General features: G+C 44.9%; 17 protein-coding genes and 1 pseudogene. 14 read left to right on the top strand and 4 right to left on the bottom strand.

Annotated features, from left to right (window positions below):
* Position 1: 1 nt before the first annotated feature.
* Positions 2 to 448: a hemerythrin domain-containing protein gene (locus R3289_RS14455; protein WP_318926394.1), complete on the bottom strand. Its 447-nt coding sequence runs from the start codon at positions 446 to 448 to the stop codon at positions 2 to 4.
* A gap of 302 nt (positions 449 to 750) precedes the next feature.
* Between R3289_RS14455 and R3289_RS14450 the strand changes: the two genes are divergently transcribed.
* Positions 751 to 942, top strand: coding sequence for a hypothetical protein (locus R3289_RS14450; RefSeq protein ID WP_318926393.1), 192 nt, complete (start codon positions 751 to 753; stop codon positions 940 to 942).
* Positions 943 to 1072: 130 nt separating this feature from the next.
* Here R3289_RS14450 and R3289_RS14445 read toward each other — a convergent pair whose 3' ends face one another.
* Positions 1073 to 1939 carry a helix-turn-helix domain-containing protein gene (locus R3289_RS14445; protein WP_318926392.1) on the bottom strand — a complete coding sequence of 289 codons (867 nt, stop codon included), beginning with the start codon at positions 1937 to 1939 and terminating at the stop codon, positions 1073 to 1075.
* A gap of 200 nt (positions 1940 to 2139) precedes the next feature.
* On the opposite strand from R3289_RS14445, the gene R3289_RS14440 reads away from it, so the two are divergent.
* On the top strand, positions 2140 to 4914 hold the full coding sequence (locus tag R3289_RS14440) for a glycoside hydrolase family 3 protein (protein WP_318926391.1): 2775 nt from the start codon (positions 2140 to 2142) through the stop codon (positions 4912 to 4914).
* Between the two features lie 190 nt (positions 4915 to 5104).
* Here R3289_RS14440 and R3289_RS14435 read toward each other — a convergent pair.
* Positions 5105 to 5257: pseudogene (locus tag R3289_RS14435) on the bottom strand (alkene reductase); the annotation flags it as partial.
* Between the two features lie 129 nt (positions 5258 to 5386).
* On the opposite strand from R3289_RS14435, the gene R3289_RS14430 reads away from it, so the two are divergent.
* From R3289_RS14430 to R3289_RS14380, 11 genes are all read left to right on the top strand, one after another.
* A complete protein-coding gene (locus tag R3289_RS14430) occupies positions 5387 to 5872 on the top strand; it encodes a VOC family protein (RefSeq protein WP_318926390.1) in 486 nt (161 codons plus the stop codon).
* 338 nt (positions 5873 to 6210) lie between these two features.
* A complete protein-coding gene (locus R3289_RS14425; protein ID WP_318926389.1) occupies positions 6211 to 6876 on the top strand; it encodes a PepSY-associated TM helix domain-containing protein in 666 nt (221 codons plus the stop codon).
* Between the two features lie 36 nt (positions 6877 to 6912).
* Complete coding sequence (locus R3289_RS14420; RefSeq protein WP_318926388.1) at positions 6913 to 7428, top strand: DUF2271 domain-containing protein; 516 nt, start codon at positions 6913 to 6915, stop codon at positions 7426 to 7428.
* A gap of 17 nt (positions 7429 to 7445) precedes the next feature.
* Entirely contained in the window at positions 7446 to 8282 is an 837-nt protein-coding gene (locus R3289_RS14415) for a DUF4198 domain-containing protein (RefSeq protein WP_318926387.1), read from the top strand.
* 86 nt (positions 8283 to 8368) lie between these two features.
* Positions 8369 to 8686: a hypothetical protein gene (locus R3289_RS14410; RefSeq protein ID WP_318926386.1), complete on the top strand. Its 318-nt coding sequence runs from the start codon at positions 8369 to 8371 to the stop codon at positions 8684 to 8686.
* Positions 8683 to 9264, top strand: coding sequence for a DUF6162 family protein (locus R3289_RS14405; protein ID WP_318926385.1), 582 nt, complete (start codon positions 8683 to 8685; stop codon positions 9262 to 9264). The genes R3289_RS14410 and R3289_RS14405 overlap by 4 nt, the downstream gene beginning before the upstream one ends.
* A gap of 151 nt (positions 9265 to 9415) precedes the next feature.
* Positions 9416 to 10285, top strand: a complete 870-nt coding sequence (locus R3289_RS14400; RefSeq protein ID WP_318926515.1) for a metal ABC transporter solute-binding protein, Zn/Mn family — start codon at positions 9416 to 9418, stop codon at positions 10283 to 10285.
* A complete protein-coding gene (locus R3289_RS14395) occupies positions 10285 to 11028 on the top strand; it encodes a metal ABC transporter ATP-binding protein (protein ID WP_318926514.1) in 744 nt (247 codons plus the stop codon). The genes R3289_RS14400 and R3289_RS14395 overlap by 1 nt, the downstream gene beginning before the upstream one ends.
* Positions 11028 to 11903, top strand: coding sequence for a metal ABC transporter permease (locus R3289_RS14390; RefSeq protein WP_318926384.1), 876 nt, complete (start codon positions 11028 to 11030; stop codon positions 11901 to 11903). The genes R3289_RS14395 and R3289_RS14390 overlap by 1 nt, the downstream gene beginning before the upstream one ends.
* Positions 11904 to 11919: 16 nt before the next feature.
* Entirely contained in the window at positions 11920 to 12807 is an 888-nt protein-coding gene (locus R3289_RS14385; RefSeq protein ID WP_413466710.1) for an ABC transporter substrate-binding protein, read from the top strand.
* Positions 12808 to 12989: 182 nt separating this feature from the next.
* Complete coding sequence (locus tag R3289_RS14380; RefSeq protein WP_318926383.1) at positions 12990 to 13253, top strand: DUF3622 domain-containing protein; 264 nt, start codon at positions 12990 to 12992, stop codon at positions 13251 to 13253.
* 386 nt (positions 13254 to 13639) lie between these two features.
* Here R3289_RS14380 and R3289_RS14375 read toward each other — a convergent pair whose 3' ends face one another.
* Positions 13640 to 14620, bottom strand: coding sequence for an integron integrase (locus R3289_RS14375; protein ID WP_318926382.1), 981 nt, complete (start codon positions 14618 to 14620; stop codon positions 13640 to 13642).
* Positions 14621 to 14947: 327 nt separating this feature from the next.
* On the opposite strand from R3289_RS14375, the gene R3289_RS14370 reads away from it, so the two are divergent.
* Positions 14948 to 15439 (top strand): N-acetyltransferase, encoded by a 492-nt coding sequence (locus tag R3289_RS14370; RefSeq protein WP_318926381.1) that lies wholly within the window; start codon positions 14948 to 14950, stop codon positions 15437 to 15439.
* Positions 15440 to 15957: the final 518 nt, after the last annotated feature.

Here is a 15957-nt window from a genome sequence, read left to right as displayed (position 1 = left end):
ATTATTTTGTGATAACGGGTTTGACTTTCATCTGAGCAACGAGCTCTTCACCGTTTGTAAGATGCGCATCAGACATCGGATAGAGCATTTGTTCTTCTTTCATATTGTGCTGTTGGATAAGTAGCATAGTACTTTCAACAATACCCATTGCACGATCAGTGGCATTCTCACTAATGGCTTGCTGCATTTGACTGAAAAGGGCTCTAACCATGGTATGTTCCTGGCGCATGACCATAGTTGGCCCGGAGGTCATGCCCGTTTTAGCTTCAAATTCGGGAAATAGGATCTCTTCTTCCAGATCAAAATGATGCAAGGTTTCAGCTTCGAATTGATTCCATTTGTTGCTAAATTCAGCCCAATTTCCTTGAGATAAAGGCCCTTCAGCCTCAACTAACAGGTGATCACAACTTCTGTGATGTTCAGTCATAAAATTTTTGATGGTAGCCATATGCACCTCGCGCGTTAATGATCAAATATTATTAAGGGTGGTCATTTCTTACTATAACGAATCCTAGCGCACTAAAGGTGCATGTTAAATGTCTCTTTAGTGGTAATACATATAAGCTTGATCAATATCAGCATTGACTTAGATAATTGTGTACCAGAGGAAAGTGTCAGCCAGAAGAATTGATACCCATAATATTATTGTGGTAAATGTAATGGGTGATATCGACATCGTGATACCAAATTGACCAGCGGCCTGGTTCAGCACAGCCCGCTGCTTAATTTGGTATTGTTGGAGATAGGCACATGGAAAAACTTGAAAAGGCTAAGGCATTATTTACACAGCCGTTAACCTTGGAGGAGTTGCGCAAGCTTGATCAACTTGAACGTCAAGCAACAGGAAAAGAAAGGATGTATATCGGAGCATTGTGGGATGCGGCTTATGCCGCGGTTGATCCCATCGTCTTGCATCAGGCTCGTGTAGAGGGCTTGTTGTAATTTAGCGGTTTCTAGAATACGGCAGGGAGAGCGGTACTACGTCTCCCTGCTTCTTGCTTCTGCCTCTTGTACAGATTTTTCTCCTACAGAAGATAATAAGAAAAGTAACGTATAGTTATTCACTATGCCACTACATTAGCTTTCTATAGCCACGTGGGGTGACGTTAAATTTCTGCTTAAAACATTTGGAAAAGTAATTGCTATCTGAAAAGCCACATTGCTCTGCAACTTGCTGAACAGAGCATTCGCTGTTTTCCATCAGCAACGTTGTAGCGTAATTAAGTTGAATGCCTTTTAGATACTGATTAGGTGACGTATTCAAAAACTGACGAAATATGCGTTCCATCTGACGCTGGCTGACAAATGCAGCTTTCGCAATGGCTTCGTTGCTGATATCTACAGAGGCAAAGTTCTTTTCAATAAAGGCTAAAGCGCGGCTCACTGCGAGTGTGGGCTGGGGAAGCTCTTGAGTCTGCACTTGATACATGCGAGAAAGCGTGATCACCAACTGTTGCAGCAAACTGGTTAACATCACCTCAAATCCCGGCAATGCCGATTCATACTCTCGTTTAATGCTATTAAACAGGATTTCAATGACCGGCAGTTGCTGTTTGTCCAGAGTCAGTTTCGCTTTGTATTCTGTGGTTTGCCTGGCGATGGGCTCTACCTTAAATAAGGCTTGATACCCCGGTAACTGGCGCAGCGAGGGCAATTCGAAAAAAGGCGTATCGGCATCAAACATTAAGTTGATGACTTCCAGTTTATTAACATCTTGAAAGCCATGCTCAATATCACCGTTAATCACAAACACATCGCCTTTGCTCAGCGGGTATACGCGTGAGGAGACGGTGTGATTTCCACTTCCGCTGACTACCAAAAACAACTCCGAAAAGTCATGACGATGGGCGGTAAAATCACAGTCATGATGCCCGTCGACATAAGCAAAATTAAGTTGTTGGTGCTTCTGGTGTGCCTTTAGCTGATAAGTGATGCTCATGTCGCGATTTTCCTTTTTACTGTCGGCATTTTGGTAGAATTACGCACCTCGCAAGCTTACTATTTACGCAGCGTTTAATGAACACAATTTTGCCTTTGTCGTTGATAGACATATACATTAGCGAGCAAAGGATCTGCGTTAAACAATATTCAATCCGTAAAGTTACCCAGGAACAAAGGGTGATGAGGGAGTCGCTGTCTATGAATAAAGAACAAATCAGCCAAGCACAAAAGAATCTTATTCCTGTAAGCCGTCAAGCTGCGGCAGAAGGCATTGTATTGCTAAAGCATGAAGATTCAGTTCTTCCGCTTAAACCGAGCGAAACCGTTTCGTTGTTTGGCCGTTGCCAGATTGACACCTACCGTAGTGGTACGGGCTCTGGTGGAGCGGTTAATGTGCCTTACGCGGTTTGTGCTGTCGAGGGACTTCGCGCGAACAAGGCGGTTAAATTGAACCAGACGTTAGTGGCGCTCTACGAACATTGGATTGCCGATCATCCGTTCGATGATGGCGGCGGCGGTTGGGCGGCGGAGCCATGGTTCCAACAAGAAATGCCGCTGACAAACGATGTTGTGAAGTGTGCAGCATCAACGTCTGATAAAGCGGTGATCTTTATCGGGCGTACCGCAGGTGAAGATCAAGACAATGCCGATGCCGTGGGCAGTTATCGATTAACCGAGCTTGAAGAAGATATGATCAAGAAGGTTAACCGTTACTTTGATCAAGTTATTGTGGTGCTGAACGTCACAAATATCATGGATATGGCGTGGGTGAACACCATCGACGGGCATGAGTCGATTAAAGCCGTGCTTTATAGTTGGGCGGCGGGTATGGAAGGGGGGCATGCACTGGCCGATATTCTCTCTGGTGATCTTTCTCCAAGTGGCCGCCTGACGGATTCAGTCGCGTATCGGTTGGCAGACTACCCATCTTCCGCGAACTTTGGCCGTACGGATTACAACTTATATGCCGAAGATATTTATGTCGGTTATCGATACTTTGAGACGTTCAATCCTAGTGCCGTTCAGTACGAATTTGGTGCCGGGCTATCCTACACGACGTTCAGTCGCGGGTTGGTCGGGTATTTTATTGAAAAGGAAGGTACTGAGCGTGTACTGCACTTTGATATTAACGTGCAAAATATTGGTGAGAGTTATAGCAGCAAAGAAGTGGTGCAATTATATGTTGAAGCGCCGCAAGGACTTCTTGGTAAACCTTCACGTGTGCTCGTTGGCTTTACAAAAACAGGTACGATAAAGCCGGGTGCCAGTGAAGTGGTTCGAGTTTCTGTGCCTTTAACCACCCTGGCTTCTTATGATGATAGCGGTATCACTGGGCATCGTAGTTGTTATGTGTTGGAAGCAGGGTGTTACCAGTTCCACTTGGGGGGGAGCGTGCGCTGTGCCACGCTTGTTGATGCTAAGCTTGAGTTGGATCAGCTTCTTGTCATTGAAGAGCTTAGTGAGGCACTCGCGCCAGTTAAGCCGTTTGATCGTCTTAAGCCATTTACGCGCAACAAAGATGGCTTATACGGTGAAAGTTACGAACCTGTACCATTGCGAACAGTTTCTCTTGCTGAGCGCATTCAGGCCAACATGCCTCAATCGCTCGAAGTTACTGGTGACCAAGGCATTAAGCTTACGGATGTAAAACAAGGCAAAGCGACGTTGGAAGATTTTGTCGCGCAAATGACTCCAGAGCATCTCGCAACGATTGTGCGAGGGGAAGGTATGTGCAGCCCGAAAGTTACGCCGGGAACAGCGGCGGCCTTTGGTGGCGTCTCTGACAGCTTGTTCCAACTCGGCATTCCGGTAGCGGCTGCTGCTGATGGCCCTTCCGGGATTCGGATGGACAGCGGGCATCAAGCGACACAGGTGCCTATTGGGACTTTGCTCGGTTGTACCTGGAATCAGCCTCTTAATGAGCAATTGTTCTATCTGGTTGGCCAAGAGCTGATAGCCAATCAAATTGATACCTTGTTAGGGCCTGGGATTAATATTCATCGTCATCCGTTGAATGGTCGAAATTTTGAGTATGTCTCTGAAGATCCTTTGATGACGGGCATCATGGCAGCGGCGCAAACCCGTGGCCTGAAAAAGGCAGGGGTGTCCGGCACCATTAAGCACTTTGTTGCGAATGATCAGGAAACTGCACGTGTCGATGTCGACAGTGTGATCTCTGAACGTGCGCTGCGAGAGATCCACGCTAAGCCGTTTGAAATTGCGGTGAAAGAGGGGGGCGCTTCTACCATCATGACGTCGTATAATCCGATCAATGGTCACTGGGCGGCATCAAACTACGATCTCAATACTACGCTGTTGCGCGAAGAGTGGGGTTATACCGGCATTGTAATGACCGACTGGTGGGCCAAAATGAATGACCCGATCAGGGCAGGTAAAGAAGCGAAGACGTTTACGTCATTTATGGTTCGCGCTCAAAACGATCTCTATATGGTTGTCGGAAATGATGAGGCGAAAGGCAACGTAATGGGAGACGACACATTAGAAGCGCTGAAAAATGGCACGCTAACCCTGGGTGAGTTACAACGTTCAGCGATGAACATTTGTCGCTTCATTCTTGAGGCACCAGTGATGAATCGTCCGCTTAAGGCGTATGAGCCGATCAAGACGTTTCCTGCAGAGCAAGTTGCACCAGAGATGATGGTTCAACCGATTGAAACCCCTATTGAGCTTAATACGAAAATGAACACTTCGGTTGCCATTGGTGTTGCGGAAACGGGTATTTATCAGTGCCGCGGTGCCATGAAATACGAGCGTGACTCTCTTGCGCAATCTTCTTGCAGCCTGAGTCTGAACGATGTGTTTAGTATGTCGCTGCCTATCAATGGCACAGATGGTAAGCTTGTGATGGTTGAAGGTTTACAAGTGAAGTTGGACAAAGGGTATTACAAATTGGATATTGACTTTGTAAAACCTGGGCTTGAGCTTGTGAACATTATCTTCACGCGTGCGTAATGCCGTATTGGTAACGATAATGGAATGACTTGGTTGTTTAGATGATTGAATTTTCATCTGAAACGAAGAACTGAGTTATTCTATTTTCCTACGATAAAGAGCAGTACGCCGATGGGTAACAGCGAGCGAGTCGGTAATAGAAACTGCTGAGTACCCTGCTGGCCAGGGCACGGTAAAACTCGCCATGCATAATCTGATCTGTCATGGCTTCTACGATTTCAGTTAAGAAACGCAGGCGATTCTCAATAGCGCCACTGTATTCATTGGTACGGTTGCTGGCTTAAGAGTTAATGAACGGGTTCACCAGATAGCCATTCTCAGCATGCAGTTCGATTCGATCAAAATATAGCACCATTATAAATTATTATTATCATTTTCATAAATAATGATAATTTTAAGAAATCAACCCGAAGCCATATACTCACCCCATCAAAACGAACAATGAATCAATTATCTGAATCTGGAGCAAATTATGAAAATGAATCATGTCGGAATTATGGTCGGTGACATGGATAAAGCTGTTGAGTTTTATACCAATGCTCTTGGCCTTAAAGTCGTAATGGGCAATACCAAAGTTGAAGAAGAGCGCGAAACAGCAATCGGTAGAATGTGTATTGCCGTTTTTGGCGAAGGTTTTAAAGGCTTTAATATTGCACACCTGGTCACTACTGATGGTATTGGTGTTGAGCTATTTGAAATGAAAGATCGCCAAGAGCGTCACGAAGTTGATTTCTCTCGAATCGGTATTTTCCACTTCTGCCTTCAAACGGATGACTTCCATGGTGTTATTGAACGCACTGAAAAATTTGGCGGTAAAGTACGCATGGATATTATGCGTTACCACCCAGAAGATGATAACAAACAAGCTAAAATGGTGTACTTGGAAGACCCATTCGGCAATCTATTTGAGCTTTACTCGCATACGTATGAAGAGACCTATGCGTCTGAGTATGAGTAATTAATAACACAAAGAACAATGATGAGGGCTGGCCATAAGTGCCAGCTCTTTGGTTAGTGCAAATCTCTCTTAATTGAGCGATTGATCTAAATTCACTATTTTCCTTCTAAGCTAGCTTCTTATCCCTACCTTATAAACTTAGGCTGGTGGTTACTCAAACTGGCCTCTGCTTCCCACTTAATAACCCAAAAATTCTGCCTTTATGCCTTCCTAGCCAAACATTGGCCCACACTCGCCGCATCTTAACGTAAACAATGTAAATTAAATGCCAATGATAACCATTATCAATTACATTGGTGGCATTCAGAAGAACACATTCAATTCGGGCTGTTATCCTCATGGCTTCTAAGCACAAGGCACTGGTAAACAATAAGACGTTGTTGAAAAGCAAGGCTGTTCAGATTTGGGCTCGCCGCCTGCATATCTATATTTCAATGGCATTGCTGCTTGTTGTGCTGTTTTTTGCGATTACCGGGGTCACGTTAAATCGCCCGGCTTTGTTCGTAAAAAGCCAGCCTGATATTTCACAATTAACCTTGTCATTACCGGTTGAACTGCTGAGTTCAGACGGTGGTAAATATGTACCGAATGAAAGCGCCCTGGTTAAACACTTGACGCAATACGCGCGGTTATCAGGCCAGCCATCGGCATTGCAGGTATTCACGGAAGTTGAAGACGGTGAATTACTCGAAGGTGAGATCACGATGGACTACAAAGGCCCGGGCTATAACGTTGCAGTGTTTATTGATATGACAAGTGCAGTAGCGGTCATCGAGAAAACACATTATGGCGCAGTGGCAGTACTGAATGATTTACATAAAGGGCGAAATAGCGGTGAGGTATGGAAATGGTTTATCGATATTACGGCCTTACTGATGGTGTTTTTTGTTCTGACCGGAGTGTGCCTGTTAGTGCCAAAGAAAAAGACATTTAACACCTCGCTTAAGTGGACGGTATTTGGCTCTCTTACCACGTTATTAATCTTCTTTGTTGCTGTTCCTTAAAAAGTATACGGCGCATTTGTTCCCAAAGGATTTTCCATGACATTTATCACCCATAGCCTTTTGGTTGCCGCATTGGCTTTGCCTCTTTTTGCTCAGGCTACCGCAATTCCTGAAAGCGCACATATAGAGGTGGAATTTGAGTTGCCAAAAATTGAAACCACCATGTATGCCCGTCCTTATGTTGCGGTCTGGGTTGAAAATGGCAACCGGAAATCGGTACGCACCCTTGAGTTGTGGGTCGGCAAAGATGAGTGGCTTAAAGATTTACGTAGCTGGTGGCGAAAAGTCGGCCGGTATGACCGTGAGTTGGTTGACGCCGTGACGTCAGCAACACGGCCTGCGGGTGAGTATCGTTTTGTCTGGGACGGATTAGACGACAACGGTAACCGGGTAGAGCAGGGAGACTATACCTTCTACGCTGAAGTGGTCCGTGAGCATGGTGGCCGAAATTACTTACGGCAAAAAATGCACCTAAGTGATACCGCATTTACGCATAAGGTTGCGCCGACAGAAGAAACTGGCGTTATCACGATTAGCTACAAAATCAAATAGGAAATCGAGTAATTACAATGACTAAAAAAAGTAAAGTGAAAGCACTGACCATGGCTTGTACAGTAGTTGCGGGTCTGGCAGTAACGGCTACGGCAAATGCACATCCACGCTGGGTACTTCCTTCCCACTTCACGGTATCGAAAGAAGGCGGCGATTGGTTAACTTTTGACGTGACGGCGTCACACGGTACATTTGTGTTTGATAAACCTGCAGGCAGTGAATCAGCAGTGGTTGTGATGCCCGACGGTCGCAAAGAACGGCCAAATTTTGTGATCCGCGGTAAGCGTCGCTCTATCTTCGATTTCTACTTTGAAGAAGAGGGTACGCACAAAGTCGAAATCAACAATGTACCGAGTTATTACACGCAATATAAGGCTGGCCGACGTGACACTGTTAAGTGGATGAAAGCCAGCAAGGCCGAGCGTGAAGTACTACTTCCTGAAAAGTCTCGTGATGTTGTAACTCAGCTCGGTTTCACCCGTGCAGAAAGCTACGTCACTGTGGGGAAGCCAACCGGAAAAGCCATGGAAATTGAGGGTAAATATCTCGAGCTGCTGCCGGTTACGCATCCATCCGATATTGTCGAAGGCGATGAAGTCAGCTTTCAATTTTACTATAACGGTCAACCTCAGCAGGGTGTGACTGCCGAGATCACTCGAGAGGGTACGCTTTACCGCAATCACCAGCAGCAGATTGATGTCGTGAGTGACGAGAATGGCGTGGTGACCTTTACACCTGATACGGCAGGTCGCTGGCTGATGAAAGCGAACTATAAAGGCGAGTTACCCAACAACCCATTGGCAGATATTGCAAGCGTCAATGTTCATTTTACTTTTGAAGCGTTACTTCAGTAACAACGGCTAGCTAACCTTGCTAACGACTGAACTAGCCTGTTTCAGCAGGCTATAAATCTAATTCTTATTAAGCTGTTGAGGTTTTCATGAAAAAGAGCACCAGCCTTGCTTTATTGTCTCTTACTGCACTTTTTTCTGGCACTGCAAGTGCGCATTTCCCCTTGATGAGCTGCTGGTTCGACGCCGATAAAGTGATTTGCGAAGCTGGCTACAGTGACGGGAGTGCAGCGGTAGATTATGACATTAACATGTATGACTACGATGATAATCTGATTGCCAAAGAGACTACCGATAAGCGTTCAATTGGCGAATTTACCAAACCGGAGGCTGATTTTTATTTAGTGTTTGATGCTGGCCATGAAAGTCCGGTTGAAGTCGATGTGGTTGAGATTTCAGAAAAATGAACAGCCAAACAGTTCATACCGATGATGGTGGCCGAGAAGGGAAATGGGTAGCACTTTCTATTTGTCTCATTCTGGTTATAGCCGCGATTTTACTGCCGTATCATCAGCAAATAGCCAAACAGCAATCGCTGAGTACGCATCAGGTTTTTATCAAAGACTTGGCTGCTGATGAGTTAGCAATGATTGCCGAACTTCGACTGGCCCATGAAGAAATCCGTAATTTACGCCAGGACAGTATCGAATTAGCTGGCACTGAGCGTTGGGCTGATATTGCTGAGCTCGAAGCGCTTTGGTTAGCTCCTTTTATTCAGGATAAAAGCTGGGAACGAAAAGGTAAGCATCTCTGGTCAAAGATAGCGCCAGCGATTTATCAGGGAGTACCTCAGTTAGAGAACGGTTCGGCCTCTGTTGTATTGAATTCGATGCAACAGGATCCTGAGATCTGGTTATTCCTGGATAAGAAGCTCCAGCCTGCCATTTCGGGTGACATCGTAACTGAAAAGGTTCCATTCCAACCACGGGTATTAATAGAGGCAGGTTGGAAGCAAGTTGTGTTTGCTGATAGCGAAGTGTTTTAGCAAAACAACCCTTTGTATTAATGATTCAGATTTTCAACACATGGTATTCATCATGAAATTACTATTAGAACAGTTTTTATTAAGCGTAACGTTATTTAAAAAACAGCTTATGATTAAAGCCCTGATCAAAACGGCATCGGTCGTTGTCTTTATGCTTGCTGCCGTACAGGTACAGGCTAAAGAGAAATTAACGATTGGTATTACCCTGCAGCCTTATTACAGCTATGTAAAAGCGGTTGTCGGTGACAAGGCTGAGGTGTTGCCGTTAGTGGACGAAGGCTTTAATTCCCATAACTACTTACCTCAGCCTAATGATCTGCGTCGACTGGGAAAAATGGACATTATTGTCATTAATGGCATTGGTCATGACGATTTTGCGCTGAAGGTCATCAAAGCCGCGAACCGCGCCGATCTTATCGTGATAGAAGCCAATAAAGATGTGCCGCTGTTGCCGGCAATGGGGCAATCAGTTGGTGATGGCGCGGTTAACCCTCATACCTTTGTCGGGTTGTCGACCACCATTCAGAAGGTGTACACCATAGCCAGTGAACTGGCCAAAATTGACCCCAAGAATGCGCGGGAATACCGTAAAAATGCCCGTGCCTATGCGACCAAGTTTCGCAAAATGAAGCGCGAAGCCATGCTGACCTTAGGTGACTTGAATACTGCAGGTATGACCGTTGCAACTACCCACAATGCATACGGTTATATTTTGCAAGAATTCGGAGTGGATGTTGCCGCAGTCATCGAACCCGCTCATGGTGTTGAACCGAGTGCCAGCCAGTTGCAGGGCACGATTGAGAAGATCAGAAATGCCGGTATTGACGTGCTTTTTTATGAGCTAAACATGCCGAATCGTTATGTTGAAACCATAGAACAAGCGACGGGTATACGGTTATACCGGTTCTCGCATATGACCCATGGATCGTATGCAGTGGACAAGGTTGAGACAGAGATGAAAGAAAATTTGGCGACTCTGGTTGCAGCCATGAAATTTGCGGCAATGAAGGGAGGACGTTGATTGTGGGCCCTGGTATTCGTTTACAAAATGTCGGCCTGAAATATGGCGATAACGTTATTCTGCAAGCTATTAATCATGAACTCTCCGCGGGCAAGTGTCATGTTGTGATGGGGCCAAACGGAGGCGGAAAAACGTCGCTACTACGTTCAATTCTGGGTTTGACGCCATTCTCTGGTGGTATTGAAATCCAATGGCCTGACGCGAAAGGAACAATTGGTTATGTGCCGCAAAAAGCGACTTTTGAATCCAGCCTGCCGTTTACTGTGATGGATTTTATTTTACTTAACCAGAGCCGTCATCCGTTGTTCTGGCGTAAACGAAAAAGAGAACGCGATCATGCCTTAAGTCAACTAGACCGGATTGGCATGGCTAACCGTGCCGACCGCCGAATGGGTCAATTATCTGGTGGTGAACAACAGCGAGTGTTGTTTGCGCAGGCGTTGCTTGATTCCCCGGACTTTCTGGTTCTGGACGAGCCCACGACGGGGATGGACGAACAAGGTGTTCGGTATATTGAATCGTTAATCCATGAACTGGTTCAGGAAAAAAGAACAATATTGGCGGTTCACCACGATGTGACGGCCGTTCGCCGTTTACAGGCAGAAGTACATGTTGTTAACCGTCATTTGATTGATAGTGGCGCGGTGTCTGAGGTGCTTGCTCCTGAAAAAATTGAGCGCCTGTTTAACCACTATAGTGCTGCGTCTGTTTCAGTAAATAAAACGATGAAGAAGGTCGCGTAATGGATTTAATTCGTTTTTGGGCGCAAGCGGGCGTTGATGCGGGTTGGTTGAGTGAAAGTTTTTCATATTCCTTCATGGTAAATGCTGTCGTGGCGGCATTGATACTGGGCCCGTTACTGGGCGGATTGGGGACGTTGGTTATCGCTAAGCGACTGGCATTTTTTTCAGAAGCGGTAGGGCACGCAGCATTAACCGGTATCGCGCTGGGTGTTTTGCTGGGTGAGCCGCCCGATAACCCGATCATCGGCTTATTCAGTTTTTGTATGATCTTTGCCTTACTTCTGCACTTTGTCCGAAATCGCACAAGCGTTCCTTACGACACGCTGGTTGGCGTATTTTTAGCGCTAGCATTGGCAGTGGGCGCGGCGCTATTAATGTACGTGGCACGTAAGATAAATATCCACATGCTGGAAAATGTGTTGTTCGGCTCGATCTTGACGATAACCGATTACGACTTGCTGATACTGGCTGTCAGCTGTGCATTGATTGTCCTTGTTTTAGTGCCTACGTTTAACCGTATTTTACTGACGTGTATCAGTCCTGATATTGCCCGTGTGCGCGGCTATGCGACCAATTTTTACGACTACCTGTTTGTGATGATGATTACGCTGGTCACCATTGCGTCAGTGAAAATTGTTGGTGCAGTGCTAGTGGGAGCGTTATTGCTGATCCCGGGGGCGACTGCTCGTTTGTTAACGAAAAACATGGGCAGTTTTGTCATTATGTCGGCATTTCTTGCCACGATCAGTTGCCTGATCGGCACCATCTTACCGATGGAAATGAAGCTGCCCGTGCCATCAGGCGCCGCAATCATCATTGTTTCAGCTTGCTTCTTCCTGACAGCAACGTGTTACCGCATAATCCGAAAAGGATAACGACGTGTTTAATACCATGATTAAAGTTCGACTTTTAAATACCGCTTTTGCAATAGCCACCATGAGTTGTTCTATGACTTCTTCGGCAGCAAAGGCAGAAGATATTCTAACTGCTACGCCTGTGACTTATATGTTAGCCACAGAGCTAACCAAAGGGACTGAAATTACCACTCAATATTTGCCGCCGAAACGTTTTGGCGTGTCGCGATTACCCAATTGGTTTAGCACCAAAGGGGCAGAGCTGACGGCACAAGCGGCTAAAGATGCGACAGTGGCCATTACTTTAGCTGCAGTGTGGCCACAGGACCCGCTGTTCACTCATGCCAGACAGGGCAATGTTCGTATTATCGAAATTGATGCATCCCAGGCAATTTCGCCACGTGCTCAAGGCGTTGCTGCTTTACGCCTTGAAGATGGTTCGACCTCGCTTTATGCATGGCTAAACCCGACGAACCTGACTCGAATGATTGCAATTGTGAGTCGAGACTTGCAACAAGTTTGGCCTGAACAGGCTAAAACAATTGAGCAGAATCAACAGCAACTGATGCTTGCTGTCCGTCAGTTAATCAATCAGCAACAGAAAGTGTTAATTGACGCCGAGATAGATTCGGTTGTACTGCTCTCTGAAGAGCTGGAAGATTTCGCATCAGGTAATCAATTGTTTGTTGTCGAGCGGTTTACCCATCCAGAGCTTGAATGGACGGCAGAAGACAAGCAGGCTTTATCTGAATTGCTCCATGGCGATGACTCGCTGTGGTTGCTGACCTCGAAAAAAATGAGTGCGCAGCTGAAATTAATAGTACCTGATCCAAGGCGCGTTCTAGTCGTTGACAGTGTTGATCGGTGGGGGCGAGAAGGGATCAATAAAGATAAACCGCTTAACCGCTGGCTTCTCAAATTGTAATGCCGAATGACTGTCAACAGTACCTGACTGTTGGCGGAAGGGCTTGCTTCACATGAATAGCTCAACAAAGCAGGCTAAATATGTTTTAATGTCGACCTTACAAAGGGACAGCGTTATTCAGAGCGATAACAGCTCAATTTGATTAATAAATGCTATACCTTGAATACTCTTTAGGAAAAGAAATGGCAAACGGCAAGAAATTTGATTACCGCGTAGTAGAAAAAAGAACTGGCTGGGCGGCGGAAATTATTCGACAAGTGTCAGCAAGACGAACCACTATCTCTAAGCGCCAAGCGGACTTTGCTACCGAAGCAGAAGCAACTGAATGGGCAGAGAAGGCGTTGGCTGAATTTGTACAAAGCCAAGTAGAGCGCAATAAGCGTAAGTCGCTTCAGCGCAAAGCAGTAGATGAAGTTGTTGATTCAGAAGAATTAACATCGATCTAAATCAACTATTTGTTGTTATTGCTGAAAACCTTAGGCTGGATAAGCCTAAGGTTTTTTTGTATGTGCCTTAGCTATTAGGAAAAACTGGAGGCCATATACTTAAGTCGTGTGGTGCAAATATCAGTTTATGCATGGTTCGTTTATCTGACATCTCCCCTTGTAGTCAGCGATCCCATCCAGAATCAACTGTTGCCATAAAAATCCATCCATCTATTCAAGTGCGTGAATCAGCTTTCGTGGTAGAAGTCTGTTTTTACAAGATTTTTGCTATGACTCACAAATTAATTTCCCTATAATTCAGTGCAATGGAGTTGATGCTATGATGCATCGCGTTTAGTTGCGCTGCTGGGATTTAGCTATCTTTGGCGGTAGCGTGTCAATTACTATTATTTGTCTAATGGACTGATTACTCCACTATGATGCAATCCGGCAACATGGGTATAGATTTGAGTAGTTTTGATATCCGCATGCCCGAGCAATTCCTGAATATTTCTCAGGTCGGTTCCGTTTTCTAACAGCCTGGTAGCAAAAGAATGCCGGAATGTGTGGCAGCCGGCCTGCTTAACCACTTCGGCTTTAAATATTGCTTTCTTAACGTATGATTGTAGCGTCCGATCTGTAATATGGTGGCGCATTTTTCGGGAAGATCGCGGATCAATGCTGAGCTCTCTGGCCGGGAAAAGGTATTGCCAGCCGATTTGTTTCGCCTTGCCCGCGTATTTTCGGCTTAGAGCATATGGAAGATATACTTCACCAAACCCGTTGCGGAGATCTTGATTATGCAGACTTCGAACATGGTTCATCTGTTCATGAAGTCCATCGTGTAGTGTTTTAGGAAGTAATGTCTGTCGGTCTTTATTTCCTTTACCATTTCTAACGGTTAATGAACTCGTCTTCAAATCAATATCCTGAATGCGAAGTCGTAACGATTCATTGATTCTCAGACCGCTTCCGTACATTAGTTGCGCTGCAAGCTGATAGGGTAACGGTATATGTGCAATAACAGCTTTAGCTTCTTGATGGCTAAAGACTACTGGTAATTTGGTCTTCTTTGTTGCTCGTTTAAAGCTAAGCTGTTCGGTATTTTGATGCAGAAACTCTCGGCATAGAAAAACAAGTGCATTGAGCGCTGTCTTTTGTGTATTTGGCGAGACATTCATTTCAACAGCCAGGTGATCAAGGTATCGATGAATGTGCTCAGCATTAATCTCATTGCGCGCAGTATAACCTTGGTAATAGATAAAGCGTTTTACCCAGTGTATGTATGTTTTTTCTGTTGTATAGGCAAGCCCTCTAGAACGGATGAAAGCCCGAAACTGATGAAGAAAATTATTTGAATTGATGTTTATCGGTGGTGGCACATCCATTTTATAAACCTGTTAATCTATACAGTGTTTAGTGAGGATAGTGAACAGGAGGTGTGGTTACAATTTTGATTTACTTTTGTTTCGTATATTTCTGCATAGTTCAAAGATTGTTGGAAATGTCATATGAATCAATTTCATAGGAAGTGATGAGTTTGAACGGATATATGATCTTAGATCGCATATTTTCTTTATTATATTGTTAATAACGTTAGTTATGCCATTGGTTTTTATTGTGTAATGGCAGAATTGAGCGTAATGAGATAAACGAGCAGAATATACGATCTTGGTTCGTTGAATAAAATGTTATGTGCAAAATGGAGGTTTCACATGATTAGGAAAGCAAGGCTAAGTGATTGCCTTGATTTAGCAGCTTTGTCACTACAGGTTTGGCTGCACACATATGCAACCCACGGGCTGCGTGCAAAGATTTCGCATTATGCTCTGTCGACGTTTACAGAGCATCACTTCCAGCAACTTTTAAACAACCCTGCATGGCAAATATGGGTTTACATACGAGAAGATCATCTTGTTGGCTTTATCGCTGTTGATTTGGACTCAAACTTTAATAATGAAAATCATGGATATGAAGTCACAAAATTATATGTGTCTGAGCATTTTCAGGGACAGGGTGTTGGTAGAAAATTGCTTGATGAAATTAAAGTTCAATATGGTGCTTCATTTTGGTTATCTACTTGGGTAAACAATCACAAAGCTATCGATTTTTATCGAAACTTAGGCTTTAAACTTGTTGGTGAATTAAATTTTGACCTTGAGGGTGAGTTACATGAAAATCATGTGCTCTCATACACAAGCACATAACAAAGCAATCAAGGTGACCCGTTACACTCGGCATTTTTGGTTTGGAGTTCAGTGTGCTTGGCTGGTTCAGAGTTGGCACACCTTATTGCGGGCGTTAAATGTGGGCGCGTAGTATTTTGTCGGTTCCGTGAGCCGCAATTTTGACATTGTTGGTTGTGGATATTTTCTCGCAAATTGCGGTGATGCTTTCGCGCATGAAAATAAACTTCAGTGTCGTATACCAGAAGTTCAGTGATCTTTCGGCTTTTTGGTTTACCGCAATCACCGCCATTAAGTCAGCAAATTGGTCTCAACGGCTTGCCGCAATCGAAATTTTCACGGTGGAGAATTTAATCCGTATAAATTGCGGCATTGAAGTTCGGCAAAGGATAGTTTTGCGAACCGGTGCCTTTGGCTTCGGTGCATGTCGCTGAAATTTGGTCTAAGTTATTGAGTTGGCAGCGTGTTGTGAAGCCCACACTTAACAATGCCATCAAGGTGATGCCTTACACTCGGCATTTTTGGTTTGGAGTTCGTGC

Source organism: Photobacterium sp. (assembly GCF_033720175.1).
Taxonomy (GTDB): domain Bacteria; phylum Pseudomonadota; class Gammaproteobacteria; order Enterobacterales; family Vibrionaceae; genus Photobacterium.
Note: the sequence above shows the minus strand (reverse complement) of the source record. Positions and strands in the feature narration are given on the sequence as shown.

Bases quoted from the DNA above. Each gene is read 5' to 3' on its own strand.
- R3289_RS14455 (WP_318926394.1), bottom strand. From the start codon at position 448: ATGGCTACCATCAAAAATTTTATGACTGAACATCACAGAAGTTGTGAT.
- R3289_RS14450 (WP_318926393.1), top strand. From the start codon at position 751: ATGGAAAAACTTGAAAAGGCTAAGGCATTATTTACACAGCCGTTAACC.
- R3289_RS14445 (WP_318926392.1), bottom strand. From the start codon at position 1,939: ATGAGCATCACTTATCAGCTAAAGGCACACCAGAAGCACCAACAACTT.
- R3289_RS14440 (WP_318926391.1), top strand. From the start codon at position 2,140: ATGAATAAAGAACAAATCAGCCAAGCACAAAAGAATCTTATTCCTGTA.
- R3289_RS14430 (WP_318926390.1), top strand. From the start codon at position 5,387: ATGAAAATGAATCATGTCGGAATTATGGTCGGTGACATGGATAAAGCT.
- R3289_RS14425 (WP_318926389.1), top strand. From the start codon at position 6,211: ATGGCTTCTAAGCACAAGGCACTGGTAAACAATAAGACGTTGTTGAAA.
- R3289_RS14420 (WP_318926388.1), top strand. From the start codon at position 6,913: ATGACATTTATCACCCATAGCCTTTTGGTTGCCGCATTGGCTTTGCCT.
- R3289_RS14415 (WP_318926387.1), top strand. From the start codon at position 7,446: ATGACTAAAAAAAGTAAAGTGAAAGCACTGACCATGGCTTGTACAGTA.
- R3289_RS14410 (WP_318926386.1), top strand. From the start codon at position 8,369: ATGAAAAAGAGCACCAGCCTTGCTTTATTGTCTCTTACTGCACTTTTT.
- R3289_RS14405 (WP_318926385.1), top strand. From the start codon at position 8,683: ATGAACAGCCAAACAGTTCATACCGATGATGGTGGCCGAGAAGGGAAA.
- R3289_RS14400 (WP_318926515.1), top strand. From the start codon at position 9,416: ATGCTTGCTGCCGTACAGGTACAGGCTAAAGAGAAATTAACGATTGGT.
- R3289_RS14390 (WP_318926384.1), top strand. From the start codon at position 11,028: ATGGATTTAATTCGTTTTTGGGCGCAAGCGGGCGTTGATGCGGGTTGG.
- R3289_RS14385 (WP_413466710.1), top strand. From the start codon at position 11,920: ATGATTAAAGTTCGACTTTTAAATACCGCTTTTGCAATAGCCACCATG.
- R3289_RS14380 (WP_318926383.1), top strand. From the start codon at position 12,990: ATGGCAAACGGCAAGAAATTTGATTACCGCGTAGTAGAAAAAAGAACT.
- R3289_RS14375 (WP_318926382.1), bottom strand. From the start codon at position 14,620: ATGGATGTGCCACCACCGATAAACATCAATTCAAATAATTTTCTTCAT.
- R3289_RS14370 (WP_318926381.1), top strand. From the start codon at position 14,948: ATGATTAGGAAAGCAAGGCTAAGTGATTGCCTTGATTTAGCAGCTTTG.